Origin of the sequence: Ferrovibrio xuzhouensis (assembly GCF_042648965.1) — a bacterium.
Taxonomy (GTDB): Bacteria; Pseudomonadota; Alphaproteobacteria; order Ferrovibrionales; family Ferrovibrionaceae; genus Ferrovibrio; species Ferrovibrio xuzhouensis.
Genome location: NZ_JBHRYJ010000004.1, coordinates 270394 through 294036, shown reverse-complemented (window position 1 = coordinate 294036; position 23643 = coordinate 270394). Strand labels below are relative to the sequence as shown.

The 23643-nt window shown below is 66.2% G+C and carries 23 protein-coding genes; 16 read left to right on the top strand and 7 right to left on the bottom strand.

The features are described from left to right. Window positions 1-126: 126 nt before the first annotated feature. The 4 genes from dprA to ACFOOQ_RS17965 are packed head-to-tail and all read right to left on the bottom strand — an operon-like array spanning window position 127 to window position 4174. The gene (gene dprA, locus ACFOOQ_RS17980) at window positions 127-1242 is read right to left on the bottom strand and encodes a DNA-processing protein DprA (RefSeq protein WP_379728992.1); all 1116 of its coding nucleotides are present in this window, start codon (window positions 1240-1242) and stop codon (window positions 127-129) included. Beyond that, the gene (plsY, locus tag ACFOOQ_RS17975; protein WP_379728991.1) at window positions 1214-1831 is read right to left on the bottom strand and encodes a glycerol-3-phosphate 1-O-acyltransferase PlsY; all 618 of its coding nucleotides are present in this window, start codon (window positions 1829-1831) and stop codon (window positions 1214-1216) included. The genes dprA and plsY overlap by 29 nt, the downstream gene beginning before the upstream one ends. Before the next feature lie 3 nt (window positions 1832-1834). After that, window positions 1835-3139 (bottom strand): dihydroorotase, encoded by a 1305-nt coding sequence (gene pyrC / locus ACFOOQ_RS17970; RefSeq protein WP_379728990.1) that lies wholly within the window; start codon window positions 3137-3139, stop codon window positions 1835-1837. A 21-nt stretch (window positions 3140-3160) separates the two neighbouring features. Then, entirely contained in the window at window positions 3161-4174 is a 1014-nt protein-coding gene (locus ACFOOQ_RS17965) for an aspartate carbamoyltransferase catalytic subunit (RefSeq protein WP_379728988.1), read from the bottom strand. Between the two features lie 73 nt (window positions 4175-4247). Here ACFOOQ_RS17965 and ACFOOQ_RS17960 point away from each other — a divergent pair, with 73 nt between their 5' ends. The 13 genes from ACFOOQ_RS17960 (at window position 4248) to ACFOOQ_RS17900 (ending at window position 18093) form a co-directional block, all read left to right on the top strand. Beyond that, complete coding sequence (locus tag ACFOOQ_RS17960) at window positions 4248-4796, top strand: hypothetical protein (RefSeq protein WP_379728986.1); 549 nt, start codon at window positions 4248-4250, stop codon at window positions 4794-4796. 3 nt (window positions 4797-4799) lie between these two features. Continuing rightward, on the top strand, window positions 4800-6608 hold the full coding sequence (locus ACFOOQ_RS17955; RefSeq protein ID WP_379728985.1) for a tetratricopeptide repeat protein: 1809 nt from the start codon (window positions 4800-4802) through the stop codon (window positions 6606-6608). A gap of 67 nt (window positions 6609-6675) precedes the next feature. Beyond that, window positions 6676-8232, top strand: coding sequence for a methionine--tRNA ligase (metG, locus tag ACFOOQ_RS17950; RefSeq protein WP_379728984.1), 1557 nt, complete (start codon window positions 6676-6678; stop codon window positions 8230-8232). Window positions 8233-8239: 7 nt separating this feature from the next. Next, window positions 8240-9043 (top strand): TatD family hydrolase, encoded by an 804-nt coding sequence (locus ACFOOQ_RS17945; protein ID WP_379729151.1) that lies wholly within the window; start codon window positions 8240-8242, stop codon window positions 9041-9043. Window positions 9044-9065: 22 nt separating this feature from the next. After that, window positions 9066-9821: an MBL fold metallo-hydrolase gene (locus ACFOOQ_RS17940; protein ID WP_379728983.1), complete on the top strand. Its 756-nt coding sequence runs from the start codon at window positions 9066-9068 to the stop codon at window positions 9819-9821. Next, complete coding sequence (locus ACFOOQ_RS17935) at window positions 9815-10789, top strand: mitochondrial fission ELM1 family protein (RefSeq protein WP_379728982.1); 975 nt, start codon at window positions 9815-9817, stop codon at window positions 10787-10789. The genes ACFOOQ_RS17940 and ACFOOQ_RS17935 overlap by 7 nt, the downstream gene beginning before the upstream one ends. A 144-nt stretch (window positions 10790-10933) precedes the next feature. Continuing rightward, complete coding sequence (locus tag ACFOOQ_RS17930; RefSeq protein WP_379728981.1) at window positions 10934-11665, top strand: MotA/TolQ/ExbB proton channel family protein; 732 nt, start codon at window positions 10934-10936, stop codon at window positions 11663-11665. 17 nt (window positions 11666-11682) lie between these two features. Beyond that, the gene (locus ACFOOQ_RS17925) at window positions 11683-12168 is read left to right on the top strand and encodes an ExbD/TolR family protein (RefSeq protein WP_449265821.1); all 486 of its coding nucleotides are present in this window, start codon (window positions 11683-11685) and stop codon (window positions 12166-12168) included. A 5-nt stretch (window positions 12169-12173) separates the two neighbouring features. After that, window positions 12174-12968, top strand: coding sequence for an energy transducer TonB (locus ACFOOQ_RS17920; RefSeq protein ID WP_379728979.1), 795 nt, complete (start codon window positions 12174-12176; stop codon window positions 12966-12968). 53 nt (window positions 12969-13021) lie between these two features. Further along, window positions 13022-14308 carry an imelysin family protein gene (locus ACFOOQ_RS17915; RefSeq protein WP_379728978.1) on the top strand — a complete coding sequence of 429 codons (1287 nt, stop codon included), beginning with the start codon at window positions 13022-13024 and terminating at the stop codon, window positions 14306-14308. Between the two features lie 68 nt (window positions 14309-14376). After that, the gene (locus tag ACFOOQ_RS17910; RefSeq protein WP_379728976.1) at window positions 14377-15867 is read left to right on the top strand and encodes a di-heme oxidoreductase family protein; all 1491 of its coding nucleotides are present in this window, start codon (window positions 14377-14379) and stop codon (window positions 15865-15867) included. Between the two features lie 11 nt (window positions 15868-15878). Then, entirely contained in the window at window positions 15879-16955 is a 1077-nt protein-coding gene (locus tag ACFOOQ_RS17905) for an imelysin family protein (protein ID WP_379728975.1), read from the top strand. A 4-nt stretch (window positions 16956-16959) separates the two neighbouring features. Continuing rightward, window positions 16960-18093: a DUF1513 domain-containing protein gene (locus tag ACFOOQ_RS17900; protein ID WP_379728974.1), complete on the top strand. Its 1134-nt coding sequence runs from the start codon at window positions 16960-16962 to the stop codon at window positions 18091-18093. A 154-nt stretch (window positions 18094-18247) separates the two neighbouring features. Here ACFOOQ_RS17900 and ACFOOQ_RS17895 read toward each other — a convergent pair whose 3' ends face one another. The 3 genes from ACFOOQ_RS17895 to ACFOOQ_RS17885 all read right to left on the bottom strand — a co-directional run bounded on the left by ACFOOQ_RS17895 (window position 18248) and on the right by ACFOOQ_RS17885 (window position 19669). After that, window positions 18248-18367 carry a hypothetical protein gene (locus ACFOOQ_RS17895; RefSeq protein WP_379728973.1) on the bottom strand — a complete coding sequence of 40 codons (120 nt, stop codon included), beginning with the start codon at window positions 18365-18367 and terminating at the stop codon, window positions 18248-18250. Window positions 18368-18730: 363 nt separating this feature from the next. After that, window positions 18731-19018: a hypothetical protein gene (locus ACFOOQ_RS17890; protein ID WP_379728971.1), complete on the bottom strand. Its 288-nt coding sequence runs from the start codon at window positions 19016-19018 to the stop codon at window positions 18731-18733. A 165-nt stretch (window positions 19019-19183) separates the two neighbouring features. Then, window positions 19184-19669: a hypothetical protein gene (locus ACFOOQ_RS17885; protein WP_379728970.1), complete on the bottom strand. Its 486-nt coding sequence runs from the start codon at window positions 19667-19669 to the stop codon at window positions 19184-19186. Between the two features lie 442 nt (window positions 19670-20111). On the opposite strand from ACFOOQ_RS17885, the gene ACFOOQ_RS17880 reads away from it, so the two are divergent. Genes ACFOOQ_RS17880 through ACFOOQ_RS17870 form a run of 3 tightly spaced genes read left to right on the top strand, consistent with a single transcriptional unit; the run spans window position 20112 to window position 23315 of the window. Further along, a complete protein-coding gene (locus tag ACFOOQ_RS17880) occupies window positions 20112-22031 on the top strand; it encodes a phage tail sheath family protein (RefSeq protein WP_379728969.1) in 1920 nt (639 codons plus the stop codon). A gap of 15 nt (window positions 22032-22046) precedes the next feature. Next, window positions 22047-22562 (top strand): phage tail protein, encoded by a 516-nt coding sequence (locus ACFOOQ_RS17875; RefSeq protein WP_379728968.1) that lies wholly within the window; start codon window positions 22047-22049, stop codon window positions 22560-22562. A gap of 12 nt (window positions 22563-22574) precedes the next feature. Then, window positions 22575-23315, top strand: a complete 741-nt coding sequence (locus tag ACFOOQ_RS17870) for a hypothetical protein (RefSeq protein WP_379728967.1) — start codon at window positions 22575-22577, stop codon at window positions 23313-23315. The last annotated feature ends 328 nt before the right edge of the window (window positions 23316-23643 follow it).

Below are 23643 nucleotides of genomic sequence, written 5' to 3'. Positions count from 1 at the left end.
TCCAATACGCAGACATTCTGCGTAACGGTGTAGCGGCGCTTGGATGCGGAGCATCTGGCGGGGAGACCGCGTTGTCCCCGTGCCCCAACAGATAGGCTTGTATCGCGGTGCCGGCAAGCGGGATTTTCAGGCCGACGATACCTTGCCGCCGGGATGCCGGGTCAGGCGACCGGCCAGTTCGCGCTCGGTCAACACCATATGCACGGCCGCCGGAGCAAGCCCGCTCAAGCGAATCAGGTCGTCGACCAGCACCGGGCTCGGCGACAGCAGGCGTTCGATTTCGGCATGGGCGTGATCGAGATCGCCTTGCATTGGCGGCGTCTCCGTCACCGGCGGATCGGCCCGGCGGGCCGGGGTGACCTGCGGTGCCACCACAGCAAGGATGTCGTCGACACGCTCGACCAGGGTGGCGCCCTGGCGGATCAAGTCGTTGCTGCCATGACAGCGTGGATCGAGCGGCGAGCCCGGCACCGCCATCACCTCGCGGCCCTGCTCGGCCGCCATCCGCGCGGTGATCAGCGAGCCGGATTTCAGCGCGGCCTCGACCACCAGCACGCCAAGCGATGCGCCGCTGATCAGCCGGTTGCGACGGGGGAAATTCTGCGCCAGTGCCGGCGTGCCCGGCGGCATCTCCGCCAGCAACAGGCCACGTTCGGCGACCTCGGCCTGCAGTTTGGCATTCTCTGGCGGAAAGACGATATCGATACCGGTGCCGATGAAAGCCAGCGTGCGGCCGGTGGCGGCGAGCGCACCCTCATGGGCTGCACGGTCGATGCCGCGGGCGAGACCGGAGATCACCGCATAACCGTGGCCGCAGAGCGCGGCGGCGATGTCGCGGGTGAAGCGCTGGCCGATCGCCGAAGCATTGCGGGCACCGACAATGGCGATGCCCGGCGGTTCGTCCGGTGCCGGCTGGCCCATGGCGCAGAGCAAAGGCGGCGCATCGTCGAGCTGCATCAGGCGGACCGGATAGCCCGGCTCGCCCCAGGCCAGCAGGCTGGCGCCGAGCTTGCGCAGGGTTTTCAGTTCGGCATCGATGGCGGCAAGCGGCGCCAGCTTGACCACGCGCCTGGAGCCGCCGCGCCGTGCCATGTCGGGCAGGGCCGCGATGGCCTTCGCGGCATCGCCATGGTGATACCGGAGTATGTGGTGGAAGGTAATCGGACCCAGATGCTCGCTGCGGATCAGCCGCAGCCAGTCGCGCTTCTCGTCGTCACTGAGGCGGCGCGGTTTCGGCTCCATCGGATTTCTTGCGACCGATCTTGGGTTCCTCGCCCTTCAGCAGGCGAGCGATATTCTGGTGGTGCCGGATATAGACCAGCACCGCCATGGCAGCGGCCAGCCCGGCAACCTGTGGGCCGGCATAATACCAGGCGAACAACGGGCTGAGCAGTGCGGCGATCAGCGCCGACAGCGACGAATAGCGGCTGATCGCCGCGGTGGCGAGCCAGGCGAGGCAGGCGAAGATGCCGACCGGCCAGGCCGCGCCGAGCAGCACGCCGATATAGGTGGCGACGCCCTTGCCGCCGCGAAACTTCAGCCAGACCGGAAACAGGTGGCCGAGAAAGGCGGCGAAGGCGGCGATCACCATGATCTCCGGGCCGTATTTGGCGCCGATCAGTGCCGCCGCCGTGCCCTTGCCGCCATCCAGCAGCAGGGTGAGCACGGCCAGGTCCTTGCGTCCGGTGCGCAGTACGTTGGTGGCACCGATATTGCCCGAACCGATGCTGCGGATGTCGCCCAGCCCGCCGAGGCGGGTCAGCACCAGCCCGAAAGGGATCGAGCCGAGCAGGTAGCCGAGCAGGGCGGCGGCCAGTTGATACTGCATCATGGCTCAGGCCTCGCGCTTGCGCTGGAACACGGTCTCGCCGGCGACCACGGTACGGAGCGCATGGCCCTGCAGGCGGCGGCCGTCATAGGGCGAGTTCTTGGCCTTGGAGCGGAATTTCTTTTCGTCGACGCGCCATGGCGTATCGAGGTCGAAGACCAGCAGGTCGGCTGGCGCGCCCGGCGCCAGCCGGCCGGTTTCCTGTTTCAGCAACCGGGCCGGATTGCAGGTCAGGCAGGCCAGCAGCTTGAGCAGCGGCACCGAGCCGTTGTGATACAGCTCCAAGGTCAGCGGCAGCAGGGTTTCGAGCCCGATGACGCCGAATTCCGCCTGGCCGAACGGCAGGCGCTTGTTCTCCGGGTCCTGCGGCGAATGCGCCGAGGAGATGACGTCGATGGTGCCATCGGCAATCGCCTCGACCACGGCGCGGCGGTCGGGTTCCGTGCGCAGCGGCGGCTTGACCTTGGCGAAGGTGCGGTAGTCGCCGACGTCGAGTTCGTTGAGCGCGAAGTTATGCGGCGCCGCGCCGGCGGTCAGGCGCAGGCCGCGCTGCTTGCCGCGGCGCACGACATCGAGAGAATCCTGGGTCGACAGATGCGAGGCGTGCAGGCGGCCGCCGGTCGCTTCCAGCAGGCGCATGTCGCGCTCCAGCAGGATGGTCTCGGCCACCGCCGGGATACCGGACAGGCCAAGCCGGGAGGCGACTTCGCCTTCGTTCATCACGCCGCCCTTGGCCAGCGAGGCATCCTCGCAATGCTGCATCAGCAGCAGGTCGAAGGTGGTGGCGTATGACAGCGCGCGGCGCATCAGCCGGCTGCTGGTCACCGTCTTCTCGCCTTCGGTGAAGGCGACGGCGCCGGCCTGGGCCAGCAGGCCGAGTTCGGTCATCTCTTCGCCTCTGGTGCCGCGGGTGATCGCCGCAGCGGGCAGCACGCGCACCACCGCGGTATCGGCGGCGCGACGCGAGATGAATTCGACCAGCGCCACCTCGTCGATCACCGGATCGGTGTTCGGCATGGCGACCACCGAGGTGATGCCGCCGGCCGCGGCGGCGCGGGCGCCGGTGGCGATGGTTTCCTGGTGTTCGGCGCCGGGCTCGCGCAGCCAGACATGCATGTCGATCACGCCGGGGCTGAGGCAATGGCCCTGGCAGTCGATCGTCTCGGTGTCATCGGCGAACCCGGCATTGCCGAGCTTGGGGCCGAGATCGACGATGCGGTTGCCCTCGGTGAGCAAGGCGCCTTTCACGTCCAGGCCGGAGGCCGGGTCGAGCAGGCGCGCGTTGGTGTAGAGCTTGCGGCGGCGGGCCATGATTGTACGCTCTCCGTCCGCTTACAGGCCGGGCGGCGTGGTGCCGCGCCAGTTCGGCAGATGCCGGGCCAGCAGTTCCAGGCAGGCCATGCGGACGGCAACGCCCATCTCGACCTGTTCGTGGATGACGCTGCGGTGAATGTCGTCGGCCACTTCGGTGTCGATCTCGACGCCGCGGTTCATCGGCCCCGGATGCATGATCAGCGCATCGGGCTTGGCGAAGCTGAGCTTGGCGTAGTCGAGACCATAGAAGTGGAAATATTCGCGGGTCGACGGCACGAAGGCGCCGTGGAAGCGTTCCATCTGCAGGCGCAGCATCATCACGATGTCGACGTCGGTGAGGCCCTTGCGCATGTCGTGGAAGACCTCGACGCCAAGGTTTTCGGCATAGGCCGGCAGCAGGGTCGGCGGCGCGATCAGGCGCACCCGGGCGCCCATGGTGTTCAGCAGGTGGATGTTCGAGCGGGCGACACGGCTGTGCAGGATGTCGCCGCAGATCGCCACCAGCAGGCCTTCCAGCGAGCCCTTGCGGCGCCGGATGGTCAGCGCGTCCAGCAGGGCCTGGGTCGGATGCTCGTGGCTGCCGTCACCGCCGTTGATGACGCCGCAGCCGACCTTCTGGGCCAGCAGGGCGACCGCGCCCGAGTCCTGGTGGCGCACCACCAGCAGGTCGGGGTGCATGGCGTTCAGGGTGATCGCCGTGTCGATCAGGGTCTCGCCCTTTTTGACCGACGAGGTGGCCACCGACATGTTGATGACGTCGGCGCCGAGGCGCTTGCCGGCCAGCTCGAAGGAGGTGCGGGTCCGGGTCGAATTCTCGAAGAACAGGTTGATGATGGTGCGGCCGCGCAGGCTGGACTGTTTCTTTTCCACCGCCCGGTTCAGGTCGACGTAATGGTCGGAATGATCCAGCAGGAGGGCAATATCCGGAGCGGACAGCCCCTCGATTCCCAGCAGGTGGCGGTGTGGAAAAGTAACCGAGGGCCGGGAGGCGGCCGGGTCGGTGGCGGGATTTGCTGCGCGACTCGATGACATCAAAAACGCACCTTACACGGCGGCCCGATTTTCAGCAATCAAACCGTTAACCATTTTATGCTGTGCTGGCTTCATGGTGCAGGACTATCGCCAGAATCAGGTGGAGACCGCCGGCGGGACCGATCCCGTCGGGCAGGCCGTGCGCCTGCTGCAGGTCCTCAACAGCCGGGCCACCGAGGTCCAGGGCGTCACCGCCCGGATGTACGAGATGGCGACCATCCTGTCGTTTTCCGACTATGCCGACGGCTTCCGCCGCGTGCAGGAATTTCTCTCCTTCTGCGACGTGATCGAAAGCAAGCTGGAGAATATCGCGCCGTCCACGCGCGAGCCGATCCTGCATGAAATCAGCGCGGTGAAGATGCGTGCCTTCTCGGCGCTGCTGCGCGCCATGGGTGCCTATCTGACGGTGCTGGAACGCCGTGACATGATCAACTATTTCGCCCAGGCCGTCTTCCTGATGCAGCAGGACGTGCTGGCCGACTTCCATGACCATGCCCTGCCGGACGTGCCGCGGCAGCTGGTGCCGGAAAACCTGCCGGCGCTGTTCGAGCAGGTCGGCGCCCTGATCAAGCATCTGCTGGACCGGTGTATCGACGTGCCGGATTTCCGGTTCGAGGCCTGACCCGTGCAGCCCCAGTTGCTGCAGCATCTGCAGGCCGGTGTCGAGGCCCATCGCCAGGGCAACCTGGCGGTGGCCGAACAGAATTACCGCGCCGTGCTGGCCCATGCGCCGGAAACCCTCGATGCCATCAACCTGCTGGGCCGCCTGCTGGTGCAGACCGGGCGGGCGGCCGAAGCCGCGTCGCAACTGCGCCGTGCCCTCGACGTCGCGGCCGGGCAGGGGCCGCTGTGGCTCAGTTATGCCGAAGCCCTGATTGCTGCCGGCGATGCGGCGGCGGCGCGGGAAGCGGCCGAGACCGCAAGACGGCTGCTGCCGAAAGACGCCGATGCCCTGTTCCTCTGGGCGGAGACCCAGCGGATCGGCGGCGCCTGGGCGGCGGCGGCGGACGGCTATCGCCATGTGCTCGTGATGCGTCCGCAGCATGCGGCGGCCGCGCTGCAGCTCGCCACCTGCCTGCAGGCGGCCGGCGACCATACCGGCGCCCTGGCAGCCGCGCGGCAAGCGCTGGCGTTGGCGCCGCAGGCTCCCGAATGCCACAACAACCTCGGCAACCTGCTGGCAGCCGGCGGCAGCCATGACGCCGCGCTCGCCTGTTTCGGGCAGGCCCTGAAGCTGCGCCCGCAGTATCCCGCCGCGGCGATCAACATGGCAGCCTCGCTGCGCGAGCTGGGCCGCGCCGCCGAAGCGCTGCCGCTGGCCACCGACGCCATCGCGGCCAGCCGGAGCCTGCCGGCGCCGCTGCAGGCCGATGCCTGGCATGCGCTGGCGCAGACCCTTCATGCGCTGGCAGAACCCGACAAGGCGCTGGCGGCTTTCCGCGAGGCACTGTCCCGCCGGCCGGGTGATGCCGAGATCCAGTGGAATTATGCGCTGGCGGCACTGGCCGCCGGCCATTTCGCCGACGGCTGGGCAGCCTATGCCGCACGCTGGCGCAAGGCGGAACCGCCGCTGCCGCGCCGTGCCTGGCCCTGGCCGCGCTGGTCACCGGGCGCACCGGTGCCGGCCGGCCGGCTGCTGCTGTGGGGTGAGCAGGGGCTCGGCGACCGCCTGCTGTTCCTGCAATACCTGCCGGCGCTGCTGCAGTCCGGCGCCCGCGTGACGCTCGAGACCGATCCGCGGTTGGTGCCGCTGCTGAAACGGTCGTTCCCGGCGCTCGATTTCGCACCGGAAGCCGCCACGGCCGATCCGGAACTGCTGGCTGGATCTTTCGCTGCCCATCTGCCGCTCGGCGACCTGCCGGCCGGGCCGCCGCCGGGGCAGGCATTCCTGCAGGCCGATATCGCCCGCGCAGCGATCCTGCGCGATCGTTATCGGACCGGTGCCGGCGAGCGGCTGGTCGGCCTGTCGTGGCGCAGTGCCAATCCGGCGCTCGGGGCGGCCAAGTCGCTGCGGCCCGCCGATCTCGCGCCGCTGGCCGCCGTGCCGGACTGCCGTTTCGTCTGCCTGCAATATGGCGTGACCGAGGATGAACTCGCCGAACTGCGTGGCCTGTTCGGTGACCGCCTGCTGCTGGACCCGGAGATCGACGCGCGCAACGACCTCGACGGGCTGGCGGCGCAGATCACCGCTCTCGACCTGACGGTAACAGTCTCGAATGTCACGGCGCATCTGGCCGGCGCGTTGGGGCGCCCGGTCTGGGTGCTGGCACCGGCCAGCAAGAGCCGGTTCTTCTACCTGATGACGCAGGGCGAGGGCACGCCGTGGTACCCGTCGATGCGGATTTTCCGCCCCGCGCCGGACGCCGGTCCGGCCGCGCTGGCGGCGCAGGTGGCAGACACCCTCGTATCACTGGCCAAATCCGCCCTCAGGTGATAGCAAAAGGCCCGCCGCCGGCTTGCCGGGCTGGCTTATCCGGCGCTTCTGCCCTAGCTTTAAATCCATGACCCAAAAGAACTATTACATCACGACGCCGATCTATTACGTCAACGACAAGCCGCATATCGGGCATGCCTACACGACGCTGGCCTGCGACGTGCTGGCGCGCTTCAAGCGGCTCGACGGCTGTAACGTGATGTTCCTGACCGGCACCGACGAGCACGGCCAGAAGGTCGAGAAATCGGCCGAGGTCGCCGGCATCGATCCGCAGGCCTTCTGCGACCGGGTCAGCCAGAGCTTCCGCGACCTCGCCGCGACGATGAACATCTCGAACGACGATTTCATCCGCACCACCGAGCCGCGCCATGTCACCGCCGTGCAGGCGCTGTGGCAGAAGCTGGCCGCCACCGGCAATATCTATCTCGGCAAATATGCCGGCTGGTATGCCGTGCGCGACGAGGCCTTCTACCAGGAAGACGAACTGCAGGATGGCCCGAACGGCCAGAAGCTGGCGCCCTCCGGCGCCCCGGTCGAATGGGTGGAGGAGCCGTCGTATTTCTTCCGGCTGTCGGCCTGGGAACAGCCGCTGCTGAAATTCTACGAGGAGAATCCCGGCTTCATCCTGCCGGCCAGCCGCCGCAACGAGGTGATCAGCTTCGTCAAGGGCGGGCTGAAGGACCTGTCGGTCTCGCGCACCACCTTCAAGTGGGGTATCCCGGTGCCGGGTGACGAGGCGCATGTGATGTATGTCTGGCTGGATGCGCTGGCCAACTACATCACCGCCGCCGGCTATCCCGATACCGCCAGCGAGAAGTACCGGCATTTCTGGCCGGCCGACCTGCATATGGTGGGCAAGGACATCCTGCGCTTCCACGCCGTCTACTGGCCGGCCTTCCTGATGGCCGCCGAACTGGCTGCGCCCAAGCGCATCTTCGCCCATGGCTGGTGGACCAACGAAGGCCAGAAGATTTCCAAGTCGCTCGGCAACGTGATCGATCCGGTCGGCCTGGTCGACGAATACGGCCTCGACCAGACCCGCTATTTCCTGATGCGCGAAGTGCCGTTCGGCAACGATGGCGATTTCCGCCGCTCGGCCATCATCGGCCGCATCAACAGCGAACTGGCCAACGGCTTTGGCAACCTGGCGCAGCGCACGCTGTCGTTCTGCGCCAAGAATACCGGCGCCGCGGTGCCGCAGCCGGGCGAGCTGAGCGAGGCCGACGAGGCCCTGCTGGCCCATGCCGACAGCCTGCATCCGCGCATGGGCGAATCCCTCGATGTGCAGGCGATCCATACCGCCCTGCAGCACTGGTTCGACCTCGTGGATGCCGCCAACAAGTATATCGACGTCGAGGCGCCGTGGACTTTGCGCAAGACCGATCCGGCGCGCATGCTGACCGTGCTGTGGTGCCTGCTCGAGGCGATCCGCCAGCTTGCCATCCTGGCCCAGCCGTTCATGCCGGCTTCGGCAGCGAAAATGCTCGACCAGCTCGGCGTTTCCGAGGCGGCGCGCAGCTTCGCGCATCTGGGCGAGGCCGGCCGCCTGCGCGCCGGCACGCCGCTGCCGGCACCGCAGGGCGTGTTCCCGCGCCATGTGGAAGCCGCCGCCCAGGAGGGCTGACATGGCTTTGCTGATCGACAGCCATTGCCATCTCGACTTCCCGGATTTCGCCGAGGAGCGCGATGCCATCATCACCCGGGCGCGGCAGGCCGGCATCGGCCTGATGCTGACCATCTCGACGCGGCTCGACCAGTTCGATCGCGTTCTGGCGGTGGCCGAGGCCTATCCGGATATCTACTGCACGGTCGGTGTGCATCCGCATGAGGCCGATGACCACCCGGATGTGACGGCGGCAAAACTCGTGGCGCTGGCCAGCCATCCGAAGGTGGTCGGCATCGGCGAGACCGGGCTCGACTATTTCTACGACCACAGCGACCGCGAAGCCCAGAAGCGCTGTTTTCTTGCCCATATCACGGCCGCGCGTGACACCGGCCTGCCGGTGATCATCCATACCCGCGATGCTGATGATGACACGGCCGCCATTCTCGATGCCGAGATGGCAAAAGGCAAATTCAAGGGCCTGCTGCACTGCTTTTCGTCGGGCCATGCCCTGGCGGAACTTGCGGTACGGCACGACATGATGGTGTCCTTCTCCGGCATCCTGACCTTCAACAAGGCGCGCGGCGTCCAGGAATCTGCGGTCGCGCTTCCCATGGGCAACCTGCTGGTCGAGACCGATGCGCCGTATCTGGCGCCGGTGCCGCTGCGCGGCAAGCGCAACGAACCGTCCTACGTGGTCCATACCGCCGCTTTCCTCGCCAAGCTGAAGGGCGTCGGGGTCGGCGAGATCACCGAGCAGACGACACAGAACTTCCTGCGCCTGTTCGACAAGGTACCGCGCGAGGCGGTTGCCGACCGTCGGGCGGCCTGACGCGCCGGATGCGGATGCGCCGATGAAAGTGACCATCCTTGGCTGCGGCGCTTCGCCCGGCGTGCCGCGCATCGATGGGGTCTGGGGCGACTGCGATCCGGCCGAGCCGAAAAACCGCCGCACCCGCGGCTCGATTGTGGTGGAAGAGGCGGAGACCCGCCTGCTGATCGATACCAGCCCGGACCTGCGCCACCAGTTCATCGACAACGGCATCACCGAGATCAGCGCGATCCTGTGGTCGCATGACCATGCCGACCAGACCCACGGCATCGACGATATCCGCTTTCTCGCCTATGCGGCGCGCGGCCAGATCCCGGCCTATGCCGATGCCTTCACGCTGGAGCGGCTGGAACGGAAATTCGGCTACTGCTTCCAGAAAAGCAGCGACGGTTATCCACCGATCATCGAGCCCAGGCTGATCGATGGGCCGTTCAGTGTCGGCGCCATGGATGTGCTGCCGATCCAGCAGCGGCACGGCCGGATTCATTCCCTCGGCTTCCGCTTCGGCGACTTCGCCTACTCCAACGACGTCTCTTCACTGGATGATGAGGCCTTTGCGGCGCTCGCCGGCATCCGGGTCTGGGTGGTGGATGCCCTGCGGTACACGCCGCATCCGTCGCACAGCCATCTTGAACAGACGCTGGAGTGGATCGCCCGGGTGAAACCCGAACGCGCCGTGCTGACCAACATGACCATCGATCTGGATTATCGTCGTCTGCTGTCGGAACTGCCGCCCGGCGTCGAGCCGGCCTATGACGGCATGGTAGTGGAATGCTGAGAAGTATCTGGGCGGTGTCGCAGCGTGGCGCCGTCGGCATGCAGAGCCAGGCGCTTGGCCTGGCTGAAGCGCTGTTCGCCGGCGGCGGATTCGGCCTGCCAGAAGCGAAGGAAGTCTCGTTCCGTGCGCCGTATACCTGGCTGCCGATGCGGCCGGGCTTTGCCAGCCTGAACATGCTGTCGCCAGCCGATCGTGCCGCCTTTGCCGAACCGTGGCCGGATGTGCTGATCACCTGCGGCCGCAAATCGGCGATGCTGGCCATGGCGGTGAAGCAGGCCAGCAAGGGCCGCACGACAACCATTCATGTGCAGGATCCCAAGGCATCGCCGCGCAACTGGGATCTGCTGGTCGTGCCCGAACATGATCGCGTCCGCGGTCCCAATGTTGTCGTGACCCAGGGGGCGCCGCACCGGGTGACGCAGCTCAAGCTGCGCTCCGGCGCCGAAGCCCTGCGGCAGGAATACGCGCATCTGCCGTCGCCACGCGTCGCCGTGCTGGTCGGCGGCAACAACCGCTATTACACGCTGGACGACGAGTGGATGCGCGGCTTCGTCGCGCAGCTGCGGCAGATGGTCGACCGTTCGGGCTGCGGCCTCCTTGCCACCATTTCGCGCCGCACCGGCGAGGCGGAAACCAGCATCCTGCGCGGCGGACTGGCCAGCATGCCGGCGGCGCTGTGGGACGGGAAGGGACCGAACCCGTATTTCGGTTTCCTCGGCCTGGCCGATGCCATCGTGGTGACCTGCGATTCCATCTCGATGGTCTCGGAAGCCTGCTCCACCGGCAAGCCGGTGCTGGTGGCCCGTCTGCCCGGCAGCTCGCGACGGTTCGACAGTTTCTTTGCCGGCCTGGAGAAAAAGGGCCTGATCCAGTGGTTCGACGGCCGCCTGATGCAGTGGCAGAACGGCAAGCTGGACGACATGGACGAGATCGCCCGGCAGGTGCGGCAGAAGCTCGGCTGGGCCTGAGCGCGGCAAAACCGCACATTTCCGGGCCCGGGACCGCAATCTGTCAATTCTGCGCCTTCCATTTGCGATCGGTTCTCATTATTAATAGCAATGCCTCAGACATGATGGCCGGCCCGAAGAGGCCAGCCGCTGGAGTTTTGCTTTATGGATCAGAGCCTTGTTCCCGCAGCAGCCGATGCTGCAGCCGGCGGTGCCGGATTCTCCTTCACCGACATGGTGCTCAACGCCGACCCGATCGTGCAGGGCGTGATGGCCCTGCTGGCGCTGACCTCGGTAGTCTGCTGGTCCATCGTCTTTGAAAAGGTCGTCAAGCTCGGCCGCGCCCGCCGCGCTGCCCGCAGCTTCGAGACCGCCATCAAGGCCGACCTGCTGCTCACCGGCACCGGCAAGGTCCCGGCCAGCGGCCTGCAGGGCGCCATCCTCGCCGCTGCCGCCCGCGAGAAGCATGACGGCATCGAGGCCGGCGAAAGCCGCAGCGATTTCCGCGGCCGGCTCGAACTGGCCATGCGCCAGGCCATGGTGGTGCAGTTGCGCCAGCTCGAACCCGGCCTGCCGTTCCTCGCCACGGTCGGCTCGGCGGCACCTTTCGTGGGCCTGTTCGGCACCGTCTGGGGCATCATGAACAGTTTCACGGCCATCGCCGGCTCGAACGACACCAGCCTCGCCGTGGTGGCGCCCGGTATCGCCGAGGCGCTGTTCGCCACCGCCATGGGCCTGGTCGCCGCGATCCCGGCCGTCGTCGCCTACAACAAGTTCAGCACCGATCTCGGCCGCATCGCCCAGCGCACCAGCGCGGCGATTGTTGAAGCCTCGCGCCAGCTTGCCCGCAGCGCCGGTCATCCGGCAGTGCGCAGCCACGCCGAAGCCGGCCAGTAGGGAGAGCCGGCATGGGCATGTCCTCCGCCGGCGGCGGCCACGATTTCGACAGCGACGATTTCGGCAGCTACCGCCCGCTGTCCGACATCAACGTGACGCCGCTGGTCGACGTCATGCTGGTGCTGCTGATTATCTTCATGGTGGCGGCGCCGCTGATGATGGTCGGTGTGCCGCTGCAACTGCCGAAGACCACAGCCGCCAAAGTGACACCGCCGAAGGAACCCTTGGTCGTCAGCATCGACAGGGACGGCAGGCTGTTCATCCGCAAGGAGCCGGTGGAAGAGGGCGAGATCGTCGCCCGGCTGGCCGGCATCAAGGCGAAGGAGCCGAATGCCGTGGTCTATGTGCGCGGCGACAAGGCACTGGAATACGGTCGCGTGATGCAGGTGATGGGCCTGGTCGGCGAGGCGGGCTTCGGCAAGGTCTCGCTGGTTGCCGAAGGCGCCAATACCCAGCCCGTCCAGCCGCCGGTTGCGGCAGGCCCAATTGCGGCAGGGAAATAACCGGCATGCGCGGACGCATGACAGCCGTCTCGGTTTCGATTCTGGCCCACGCCGGGATCGTCGCGGCGTTTGTCGTCGGCCTGCCGCAGCGCGATCCGCCCGGCGCGGTCGACAAGGGCCTGCAGGGCATCGAGGTGATGCTGGCCGCCGGCGGCATTGCCGGGGCCCAGGCCGCGGAAGCGCCGCCGAAACCGCAGTTCGTCGAGCCGCCGCCACCGCCACCCGAACCCGAGCCGCAGGTCGTCACCTCGAAGGACACGGCACCGGAGGTCGCCGAAGCGCCGAAACCCGAGGCCCGGCCGAAACCCGAGCCGAAACCCAAACCGGTGGTGCAGAAACCGAAGCCCGAACCGAAGCAGGAGATACGGCAGGCCGAGAAACCCGCCGAGGCGCCGCCGCAGGAAATCGAGGTCGCAGCGGCCGCCGCACCGGCACCGCAGGGCCAGGTCGGCCGCCAGAATGCGCCCGGTGCCGGCAACGGCGCCGCCCGCAGCAGCGGCGGCAATCCCGGTGCCGAGGCGAATTACTTCGCGGTGCTGTCCGCCTGGCTGGAACAGCACAAGGAATATCCCTGGCGCGCCCAGCGCCGGCACAGCGAGGGCGTCGCCTATCTGCAGTTCGTCGTCGGTCAGGACGGCAAGGTGCTGCGCTACAGCATCCAGCGCAGTTCCGGTCACCGGCTACTCGACGAGGCGGTCGAACGGATGATCGAGAAGGCCAATCCGCTGCCGCCGATTCCACCGGATCTCGGCAAGGATCATCTGGAAATCGTCGTACCCGTGGAATTTTTCCTGAAGTAGCACCCGCAGAGTCAGTCACGAGAGTCAGCCCAAAGAGTCAAAAGGGGAAGATCATGAAGAAGCTCGCAACCGCAATCGCGCTGGCCGCCGGCCTGTGGGCCGCCGCGCCGGCCCATGCCGCCGATGGCGACCCGACCAAGCAGGCGATCCTGCAGCATTACGGCGACCTCGCCCAGGCGATGTACGGCGATGCGCTGAAGCAGGCGCGCAAGCTGCAGACCGCCGTGAAGGCGCTGGTCGATAAGCCGTCGGAAGCCAGCCTGAAGGCGGCGCGCGCGGCCTGGATCGCGTCCCGGCCGTGGTATCAGCAGACCGAGGTGTTCCGCTTCGGCAATGCCATTGTCGACGACTGGGAGGGCCGGGTGAATTCCTGGCCGCTCGACGAAGGCCTGATCGATTATGTCGATACCGCCAGCTACGGTGAAGAGTCCGACGAGAACCCGCTCTATACCGCCAACATCATCGCCAACAGGCAGGTCAAGTTCGGCGGCAAGGTGCTCGATGCCAGCAAGGTCGACTGGAAACTGCTGCGCAAGCTGCAGGAGGCCGGCGGCGTCGAGGCCAATGTGGCCACCGGCTACCACGCCATCGAATTCCTGCTCTGGGGTCAGGACCTGAACGGCACCGGCCCGGGCGCCGGCAACCGGCCCTGGACGGATTACGCCAGGGGCGGCGACTGCACCCATGGCAATTGCGATCGCCGCGCGCAGTACCTCTCGGCTGCCGCCCAGCTGCTGGTCGACGATCTGACCGAGATGACCCATGACTGGAAGCCCGAGGGCCCCGCCCGCAAGGCGCTGGTCGAGCATGGCGAGGATGGCGGTATCGCCGCGATCCTGACCGGTATCGGCAGCCTGTCCTACGGCGAACTGGCCGGCGAGCGCATGAAGCTTGGCCTGCTGCTGCACGATCCGGAAGAAGAGCAGGACTGCTTCTCCGACAATACCCACAACTCGCATTACTACGATGTCGAGGGCATGCGGATCGTCTACAGCGGCACCTACAAGACGCTCGGCGGTACCGTCATGAAAGGCCCGTCGGCCAGCGACCTCGTCCAGAAGACGGCGCCGGATCTCAACAAGGAGATGCTGGCCAAGCTGGCGGCGACCCACGCGGCCGTGCTGGCGATCAAGCAGCGCGCCGAAACCAAGGAAGCCTATGACCAGATGATCGGGCCGAACAACCCCGAGGGCAATGCCGTGGTGCAGGCCGCCATCGACCGCCTGACCGACCAGACCAAGACGCTGGAGCGCGTGGTCGGCAGCCTGAAGCTGAAGGCGATCAAGTTCGAGGGCTCGGACAGCCTCGACTCCCCCGACAAGGTCGCCAAGAAGAAGTAACCGCATTGCGGGGCGGGCAGGTTCGCCTGTCCGCCCCGTCGGCTTTTGCGTATAACCGGCCGCGTTTCATGTCACAGTTCCTCGCCATCGGAGCCGCTCTGGCTCTTGTCCTGCTGACGGTGCCGACCGGCGCCGCCCAGACTCTGGCGGCCGGCCAGACTCTGGCGGGTGGTACGGCAGCAGGCGCGGCGACTGCGGCCTTCGTGCCGGGCGAGGACCGGCCCGGCGGCGCAGCGACCACCGACAAGACGCGCGACCGCTCGGTCTTCTCGCAGCCCTCGGCCAACATGGGCTTCGAGAAGGAGCTCGACTTCAAGGTCGGCAACGGCGTCTTCCGCAAGCTGTGGACCTCGGCGCCGAGTTCGACCACGTCGTCGGATGGTCTCGGCCCGCTGTATAACGCACGCAGCTGCCAGAGCTGCCACCTGAAGGATGGTCGCGGCCATGTGCCGGTCGCGGACGAGGCACCGGTCTCGCTGTTCCTGCGCCTGAGTGTGCCGCCGGCCACCGATGCCCAGCGCGCCGCACTGGCCAGCCTGCGCGAGCTGTCGATCCCGGAGCCGGTCTACGGCAGCCAGCTGCAGACGTTTTCCGTGCAGGGCGTGCTGGCGGAAGGCGGCTTTCATATCCGCTATACGGATGAGCCGGTCACCCTGGCTGGCGGCGAGACCGTCGTGGTGCGACGGCCCGCCTACGACATCGACGGGTTGAATTACGGGCCGCTCGATCCCCATGTCATGGTCTCGCCGCGGCTGACCCCGCCGATGATCGGCCTCGGCCTGCTGGAAATGATCCCCGAGGCCGATATCCTTGCCCATGCCGATCCGGAAGACCTTAACCGCGATGGCATTGCCGGCCGGCCCAACCGGGTCTGGAGCGCCGCCGAAGGGAAGGTAGCGCTCGGCCGCTTCGGCTGGAAGGCCGGCATGGCGAGCATTCCCGACCAGACGGCCACGGCCTTTGCCGGCGATATCGGCCTGTCGACCGATCTGCTGCCGCAGTCCCATGGCGACTGCATGCCGGCACAGCAGGACTGCATGGCCGCACCGGTCGGCGACGATCCGGCGGAGCATGTCGAAGTGCCGCGCAAGCTGTTCGATCTCGTCGTCTTCTATGCCCGCAACCTGGCGGTGCCGGCGCGACCCGGGGCGCGGGCGCCGGCGGTGCTGCGCGGCAAGCAGCGGTTCGCCGAGGCCGGCTGTGCCGCCTGCCATGTCCCGCAATTTGTCACCGGACAGGATCCGGCCCGGCCGGAACTCTCGGGCCAGACCATCTGGCCCTACACCGACCTGCTGCTGCATGATATGGGCGAGGGACTGGCCGATCACCGGCCGGAAGGGCTGGCCGACGGGCGCCAGTGGCGCACGCCGCCGCTGTGGGGCATCGGCCTGACCCGCACGGTGAGCGGCCACGAGAATCTGCTGCATGACGGCCGCGCCCGCGATGTGCTGGAAGCCATACTCTGGCATGACGGCGAAGCCGCGCCGGCGCGTCGCAAGGTCATGCAGATGAGCCGGCAGGATCGCCAGGACCTGCTCGCCTTTATCCGGTCGCTGTGAGAGGTGTGTCCATGTCCCGTCTGATGTTTTCCGTCCTTGCCGCCGGCTTGCTGGCCAGCGGACCGGCCATGGCGCTCGATGATGCGACCTATGGCAAGATGAACCGGACGGCGATCGAGCAGCACATCCTGCCGCGCTACGATGCCCTGACCGGCGCGACCGCGAAACTGGACGGGCAGGCGAAGGCCTTCTGCGCGGCGCCGACGCCGGCCGGCCTGGCACCGTTGCGCAATGCCTATAACGGCGCCGTCGATGCCTGGCAGGACATCCAGCATGTCACTTTCGGGCCGGTCGACCTGTTCTTCCGCAGCCAGCGGATTGCTTTCTGGCCGGATGCCCGCAACAGCATCAGCAAGCAGATGGCCGAGCTGCTGGCGAAGCAAGACGCCGACGCGCTGTCGCCCGAGCATCTGGGCAGGAGCAGTGTTGCCGTGCAGGGCCTGCCGGCACTGGAACGCCTGATCTTCGGCAAGGATGCCGACAAACTGCTGTCCGGCGACGATGCAGCCTTCCGCTGCCGGTATGTGCAGGCGATCAGCGCCAATCTCGCGACCATGGCGGCCGAGACCGGCAAGGACTGGCGCGAGGGGGCGCCATCCTTCCAGACCAAGATGCTGGAGCCGGCGAAGAGCGACGGGCTCTACCACGAGCCGAAGGATGCGACCCTCGACCTGTTCAAAAGCCTGTACACGGGCGTCGAACTGATTGCCGACCACAAGCTGGCGCGGCCGCTGGGCGGCAGCATCGACCAGGCACGGCCGCATCTGGCCGAGGCCTGGCGCAGCCAGCGCTCGATGCGCAACATCGTCATCAACCTCAAGGCCGCGCAGGACCTGTACACCAAAGTCTTCTCGCCGGTGGTGCCCGACCGCGACCTCGACGACGCCATCGCCGATACCTTCCGTCGCGCATTTGAAGCCGCCCAAGGCATTTCGGAGCCGCTGGAGCAGGCGGTCGAGGACAAGGCGCAGCGCGGCAAGGTCGAGGCGCTGGCCACGCAGATTCTCGCGCTCAAGACCCTGCTGCTGCAGAAGCTGCCGGGCAATATCGAGCTGCAAGTCGGCTTCAATGCCCTGGATGGAGACTGAGGCCATGACCGCCATCCCGATGAACCGTCGCACCCTTGTGGCCAGCCTGATCGGTGGCGGCCTGCTGCTGCCACGGCTGGCGTTCGCCAACACGCCGTCGGAGCGCATCTTCGTCAATGCCTATGGCTCGCCGCAGGGCTTCGGGTTTGCCGCCTTCGGCGCGGACGGCGCGCTGCGCTATACGCTGCCGCTGCCACAGCGCGGCCACAGCTTCACGCAGAGTCCGGATGCCCGTACCGGCGTTGCCTTTGCCCGACGGCCGGGCAGCTTCGCGCGGGTCTTCGATCTGCGCAGCGGCACAGTGCAGCATGAGATCGCCGCGACCGAGGACCGGAATTTCTGCGGCCATGGCGCTTACTCGGCTGATGGCCGGCTGCTGCATGCCACCGAGGTGGTGGCCTCGACGGGCGACGGCGTGCTCGGCATCTACGACGTGCGCGACGGCTACCGCCGGATCGGTGAATTTGCCACTCGCGGCCTGGATCCGCACGAGATCCTGCTGATGCCGGACGGCCGGACGCTGGTGGTCGCCAATGGCGGCATCCTGATGCGGTCGGACATGCCGCGGCTGAAGCTCAACATCCCGGACATGGCGCCGTCGCTGGTCTATCTCGACAGCCGCGACGGCAGCCTGACGGGTGAGATCAAACCGGCCCGGGAGCTGCACCAGCTCAGCACCCGGCATATCGCCATCGACCGGCACGGCCGGGTCGCGGTCGCCATGCAGTATGAGGGCCCGGCGGACGACGACGTGCCGCTGGTGGCCTTGCACGATCCGGGCGCCGGGGAAACCGGGTTCCGCTATCTGCCGATGCCGCGGGCCGAGCAGACCGCGCTCCGGCAGTATTGCGGCAGTGCCGCCATCGACCGGACCGGCCGGTATCTGGCGGTCAGCAGCCCGCGGGGCAACCGCGTCCTGGTCTGGGACCTGGCGGCGGACGCCATGCCGATGGTGGCGAGCGTGCCGCTCGGCGATGTCTGCGGGCTCGGCGCCAGCGGCGAGGCTGGCGGCTTCGTGCTGTCGGCCGGCACCGGCAAGCGCGAGGTCTGGCACCAGGGCAGCGCGCAGCCGCGCATGCTATCGGCCACGGAGCGCCGGCTGCAGTGGGACAACCATATGATGCCGGTCATGATCTGACTGGAACCGGAAATACTGGAGAACCGGCATATTTTGGCTAATCTATATTTTCCATAATATACATTATCCGATGAATGGACGCTTTTTGTAGTGTAGCCTTTTGGGGCGCCTAGCCGGCTGAGAGCAACGGGAATGAGCGCGAAGCCCACGGTGCTCAACGGCCATAGCGGTTACAGACGTATTGGTGGATGACTTCTTCGCGGCGGCTATGACCGGAATCCATATCGATGTTCGGCGACTCGCTGCGTTCGGCCGAAATGAAGCGTTCGATCAAGGTATCGATCCAGATCCGGGCCCGTGCAATGCGAACCGGATGGATCAGCCCGGCTTTCTCGTCGACAATCTTCTGCCCGGGCGAATAAAGCCAATATCCCCTTCTCCATCTCGACCAGCCGCCGCTGCACCTCCAGCGCAATCAGTTTCGAGCCATACCTCTCGCCAGCCAGCGCCTGCTGGGAACGTCTGGGCCTGCCGCAGCCGGTGCAGAGCCGCCATGATCGTTCTCCTGATTCGTTCGACCCAAGCCGGCCGGATTCCGTTGCCGCGGGAGAGAAAACAAAAAAAAACGCCAGGCGGGCGACGCCAGGCGTTTTTCTTCACGGCATGAGCGTGATGCGATCCGGCCGGTGGCAGCCGGTCACGACGATAGATCGGCGGCCCAGTTGTTGGAGCCGGCCTGATAGGTATTCTGACCGTTGATGGTGACGACGGTCAGGGTGCCGCTGCTCAGCGTCAGCATGCCGTTGACGGTCGACTGGTCGGTCTGCACCCAGGTCTTCAGCGACAGGCTGGTGGCGCCACCCGAGGCGCCGCTGACGTAGATCGAGGTCGGGGTGAAAATGACCTCGGTGAACTGCGTCGGATTGCCGCTTGGCATGATGGTCAGCCCGTTCTGCGACGAACCGCCGCTTGTCGGCGCCAGCACCCAGGTCGCCCCGGAGGGCAACTGAAGCAGGCAGCTCGCGTTTGCCGCCATATTGGAAAGCATGAATTGAACCATTTGCGCCGTTGCAGTTGTCATGTTGCACTTCCTTTTGCGTTTGGCCATGGAGTTCAGGAGCAGGAACGCACTATCCGCCTGCCCGCGGATTCAGGGTCTCTGAGCGGGTGGCATGTCGAAGAACAAGGACCAGGAACCGGTCCCCACGACATTGGTGCGGTCGAGATTCGACTGCGGCGTGACGATGGTGCCCGGCGGCAGCACGACCGAGCCGAAAACCCACGGACTTGCGGTGCGGACGTAGAGCGCGATGTCGAGGGCGGGCATCGCCTGGTTGACGGCGATCGTCAGATGCGTGTTGGTCAGAATGAAAAGCTTCAGGCTGACAGCGGCACTGGCCGGTGCCGAGATCATCAGCCGCTGGTCATGCCGAGGGCCCGGCGCCATCGACCAGGCGGCATATGGCAGGCTGCGTTCGCCGCCCACGGCCACCGTATGATGCAGCAAGGCTGGCATGTTCTGGAAGTGCAGCGTGACCGGAAACGCGGTCGCCCCGGCCTCTTCCGGTTTGACAGCCTGGCCTGGTGCCACGGCGGCCGATGCCGGACGCTTAGCAGCCGTGTCTGTCTCCGCCATTGATTCCCCCGGCCACAACCCTAAAGACACATGCGCGTGGAGGCTGTAGAGCTTGGTGTTTACAAGCGCAATGATGTCTTACATATATTTTGCGATGAATATCAAGATAGAAAGACTCGCTTTAGTTTCATTTTCATCATTTAATGAGTCTTAGGCGGGCTAAAATAAAATTTCATATGTCTTATTGTGTGTGATCGGGGGAGCCAAGTATGGGGCGGGTAGCGGAAAATCCATTAGTTTTGCGAGAACATCATTTGACTAGCTCTTCCCTTGATAATTGTTACTATGAAAATACCCGTTTAGAGACATGCGGTTTTTTGCACCGGCCCGCCCGCTGCCCTCCCCTGACGACATTCCCTAAAGCCGGGCCGGCGTCCGCCGCCACCATTTCCCCCATCCCGCTGCCGCCTTCCGCCTGAGCGGCACGCTTGCAGGGTCAGCCATGACGGTCACTCCCACCTATCCCGGCATCTACATCAGCGAACAGCCGAGCTCGAGCCGCACCATCGTCGGCTCCAGCACATCGGTGACCGGCTTCGTCGGCTATTTCCTGCGCGGGCCGGCCAACAAGGCCACGCCGATTTTCAGCTTCGGCGAATTCCAGCAGCAATTCGGCGGTATCACGCAGAACAGCGAAGCGTCCTACGCCATCTCGCAATTCTTCCTCAATGGAGGCAGCGAGGCCTGGGTCGTGCGCACGGCGAAAAGCACCAGCACGGCGCCGTTCCGGGCGGCCAGCGTGACGCTGCTGAGCGCAGTGGAAAGCGGCGCTCCGGTACTGGTGGCGAATGCGGGCAGCAATGGTGCGTGGGGCAACAGCCTGTATGTCGATATCGACTACAACACCCAAAATCCGGCCACGCTGTTCAACCTCACGGTTTCCGATCTCAGTGCGTTGCAGACCACCGGCAACGTCAACACCGTGGTCTCGCGCAATTTGTCCGTCGACCCGTCCAGCGCGCGCTACGCGCCATCCACGGCCAGCCGCGAAATGGGCGGCCTGCTGAATGCCACGCTGCCCAGCGGGGGCAGCGCGACAGGCAGCGTCATGCCGGCACAAACCGGCCTGACCGGCGCCAGCCTGACCAGCCTGACGCTGAGCGGCAGCGAGACGATGACGGCCAGCATCGACACGACGGCGATCAACAATCCCAGCGGCCAGCCCTATGTCATTGGCCCGTTGCCCGACACCACCACGCTGGCCAGCCTGCCTTATGCATTGCAGGCGGCGATCCGCCAGGTACCGCAACTCGCCTCGGCCGTGGTGCAGATGATCGGCGGTCAGTTGCGCGTCCAGTTGACGGACTTCGGTTATGCCAACAACGTGCTGACCTTCACGGGGCAGCTTGCGACCCTGCTCAATCTCAGTGGCCAGGGTGTGTCGGCGAACTGTCAGCGCTACAGCCTTGGCTCCGGCACGGTGGGGGCGCAGAGCAATGCGGTGTCCGGCGGCGATGGCCTGCAGCCTGGCGCTGACGAGCTGACCGGCGATTCGGTGGCACGCACCGGCATGTTCGCGCTTGATACGGTCGACATCATCAACCTGCTCAGCATCCCCTCGGTATCGCTGCTGGGCGCCACGGATGCCTTCCAGGTGATGACCGCCGCCACTGCCTATTGCGAGGACCGGCTGGCCTTCTACATCGCCGACATGGCCGCGTCGGTGGCATCACCCCAGGATGCCATCCAGTGGATGGCCCAAAACAACATCACCAGCGCCTATAATGCCGTCTACTTTCCTTCGGTGATCATTCCCGATCCGCTGACCGGCGGTACGCGCCAGACCAGCAACAGCGGCACGATGGCCGGGGTCTATGCCAATAACGACGCCAAGCGGGCCGTCTGGGTGGCGCCGGCCGGCATTGATGACAAGCTGGTCGGCGTGCTGGCGCCTTCCTACGTGATGACCGACGACGAGAACGGCATGCTCAACCCGTTGGGCATCAACTGCCTGCGCAACCGTCCGGTCTATGGCAACGTGTCGTGGGGCGCCCGGACCAGCGCCGGTGCCGACGTGATGGCCTCGCAGTGGAAATACATCCCGGTGCGCCGCACGGCGCTCTATATCGAGCAGAGCCTGCAGCGCGGCCTGCAATGGGTTGTTTTCGAACCGAACGGCGAAGTGCTGTGGTCGCAGATTCGCCTCAACGTCAATGCCTTCCTGAACAACATGTTCGTGCAGGGCGCCTTCAAGGGCATGACGCCGGCGGAAGCTTATTTCGTCAATTGCGGCGATGACACTACGAGCGAATACGAAACCGAGCGTGGCATCGTGGTGGTCGAAGTCGCCTTCGCGCCGCTGCGGCCGGCCGAATTCGTCATCATCACCCTGCAGCAGCTCACCGCAACCAGCCAGACCTAAGCACGAGGCGCGATCATGGTCATGTTTCCCGTTAATCCGCAGCGCATGGATCCGTACAAGAACTTCAAGTTCCGGCTGCGCTGGGAAGGCCGTTATGTTGCCGCGCTGAGCAAGGTCAGCTCGCTCAAGATGTCGGTCGAAGCCATCAAGTTCCGCGAAGGCGGCGATCCGTCGACGACCCGTGTTTCGCCCGGCCAGGCTTCCTACGACCCCATCACGCTGGAGCGCGGCCTGACCCTCGACACCGAGTTCGAAGCCTGGATGCGGCAGATCTGGAATTTCGGTTCCGGCTTTGGCCGCCAGGTGGCGCTGGCCAACTACCGCCGCGATGTGACGCTGGAATTCTACAACGAGGCCGGCCAGCTCGTGATCGGCTACAACATTTTCCGCTGCTGGCCATCGCAGTACCAGGCGATGCCCGATCTGGATGCCGGCGGCAACGCGGTCGCCATCCAGACGCTGGTTCTGCAGAACGAAGGGTGGCAGCGCGATAGCGGTCTCGAGCCGCCACCAGAACCGAGCTTCAACTGAGGCGGTGGCCGTATGCAGGGGCTTACGGCGCGCCAGTTACTCGAGGTCTGGGAGCAGGGTGAGGTCCGTCATCCGCTCGACCGGGCCCTCATGATCCTGAGCGCGGCTGCCGGTTTGCAGGCCACGTCGGCGACCTGGGGCAGTCTCGCCGATCTGTCAATCGGCGAACGCAACCACCGCTTGCTGGAATTGCGCGCCGCCACCTTCGGTCCGGCCATTGCCGTAGCCACGGCCTGTCCTGCCTGCGGCATGCCGCTGGAATTCACCATAGACAGCCGCATGCTGGTTGAGGCCGCACCGCCCGCAGAGGCGAAGCCGTTACGCCTGCAGTCGGACGGACTTGATCTTGTCCTGCGCCTGCCGACAAGTCGGGATCTGGCCAGCTTGGTGCAGGATGCCGGCATGGCCGGCGATCCGCGCGACCGGCTGGTCCGCCGCTGCGTCGTCGACGGCATGACGCCGGACGACCCGCCGGCGCTGTCCGAGGATGTCCTGCGCGCATTGTCGGCGCTGCTGGCCGAAGCCGATCCGCTGGCCGATATCCTGTTCGCCCTGTCCTGTCCGAAATGCGAGCAGCAGTCGCATCAGCCGCTGGATGTCGCGGCTTTTTTCTGGGCGGAGATCGTGGCGCAGGCCCGCCGCATACTGGCCGAGGTTGATGCCCTGGCACGGGTCTATCACTGGCCGGAGGCGGATATCCTGGCTCTCGAACCGCGCCGCCGGCAGGCCTATCTGGAGCGCGTCCTGTCATGAACGAGGCCGGCGGCGGTTTCCTCGGGCGTCTGGTGGCGCAGGCACAGGGCGATGCGGCACCGGTGCAGCCGGTGATGCCGCCGTTCTATGCATTGCCTGTCGCCGAGCCGCCCACCGAGACCGCGGTCTGGGCGGGAACCGATACACCTCTGGATGCCCCGGCCGGGATGCAGCCGGCGGCCGAGCGGCCGGGTGCCGCCCCACTGCATAACATGTCCGCGACAGACATGGCGGGTGGCGGCCATCCGGCGCGCGGTGATATTGCGGCCGGAACCGCCATGCCGCAGGCCGGTGGAACAGTAGCAGGCATGCCAGCAAGGGATAAGGC

Bases quoted from the DNA above. Each gene is read 5' to 3' on its own strand.
- dprA (WP_379728992.1), bottom strand. From the start codon at position 1,242: ATGGAGCCGAAACCGCGCCGCCTCAGTGACGACGAGAAGCGCGACTGG.
- plsY (WP_379728991.1), bottom strand. From the start codon at position 1,831: ATGATGCAGTATCAACTGGCCGCCGCCCTGCTCGGCTACCTGCTCGGC.
- pyrC (WP_379728990.1), bottom strand. From the start codon at position 3,139: ATGGCCCGCCGCCGCAAGCTCTACACCAACGCGCGCCTGCTCGACCCG.
- ACFOOQ_RS17965 (WP_379728988.1), bottom strand. From the start codon at position 4,174: ATGTCATCGAGTCGCGCAGCAAATCCCGCCACCGACCCGGCCGCCTCC.
- ACFOOQ_RS17960 (WP_379728986.1), top strand. From the start codon at position 4,248: ATGGTGCAGGACTATCGCCAGAATCAGGTGGAGACCGCCGGCGGGACC.
- metG (WP_379728984.1), top strand. From the start codon at position 6,676: ATGACCCAAAAGAACTATTACATCACGACGCCGATCTATTACGTCAAC.
- ACFOOQ_RS17940 (WP_379728983.1), top strand. From the start codon at position 9,066: ATGAAAGTGACCATCCTTGGCTGCGGCGCTTCGCCCGGCGTGCCGCGC.
- ACFOOQ_RS17935 (WP_379728982.1), top strand. From the start codon at position 9,815: ATGCTGAGAAGTATCTGGGCGGTGTCGCAGCGTGGCGCCGTCGGCATG.
- ACFOOQ_RS17930 (WP_379728981.1), top strand. From the start codon at position 10,934: ATGGATCAGAGCCTTGTTCCCGCAGCAGCCGATGCTGCAGCCGGCGGT.
- ACFOOQ_RS17925 (WP_449265821.1), top strand. From the start codon at position 11,683: ATGTCCTCCGCCGGCGGCGGCCACGATTTCGACAGCGACGATTTCGGC.
- ACFOOQ_RS17920 (WP_379728979.1), top strand. From the start codon at position 12,174: ATGCGCGGACGCATGACAGCCGTCTCGGTTTCGATTCTGGCCCACGCC.
- ACFOOQ_RS17915 (WP_379728978.1), top strand. From the start codon at position 13,022: ATGAAGAAGCTCGCAACCGCAATCGCGCTGGCCGCCGGCCTGTGGGCC.
- ACFOOQ_RS17910 (WP_379728976.1), top strand. From the start codon at position 14,377: ATGTCACAGTTCCTCGCCATCGGAGCCGCTCTGGCTCTTGTCCTGCTG.
- ACFOOQ_RS17905 (WP_379728975.1), top strand. From the start codon at position 15,879: ATGTCCCGTCTGATGTTTTCCGTCCTTGCCGCCGGCTTGCTGGCCAGC.
- ACFOOQ_RS17900 (WP_379728974.1), top strand. From the start codon at position 16,960: ATGACCGCCATCCCGATGAACCGTCGCACCCTTGTGGCCAGCCTGATC.
- ACFOOQ_RS17885 (WP_379728970.1), bottom strand. From the start codon at position 19,669: ATGGCGGAGACAGACACGGCTGCTAAGCGTCCGGCATCGGCCGCCGTG.
- ACFOOQ_RS17880 (WP_379728969.1), top strand. From the start codon at position 20,112: ATGACGGTCACTCCCACCTATCCCGGCATCTACATCAGCGAACAGCCG.
- ACFOOQ_RS17875 (WP_379728968.1), top strand. From the start codon at position 22,047: ATGGTCATGTTTCCCGTTAATCCGCAGCGCATGGATCCGTACAAGAAC.
- ACFOOQ_RS17870 (WP_379728967.1), top strand. From the start codon at position 22,575: ATGCAGGGGCTTACGGCGCGCCAGTTACTCGAGGTCTGGGAGCAGGGT.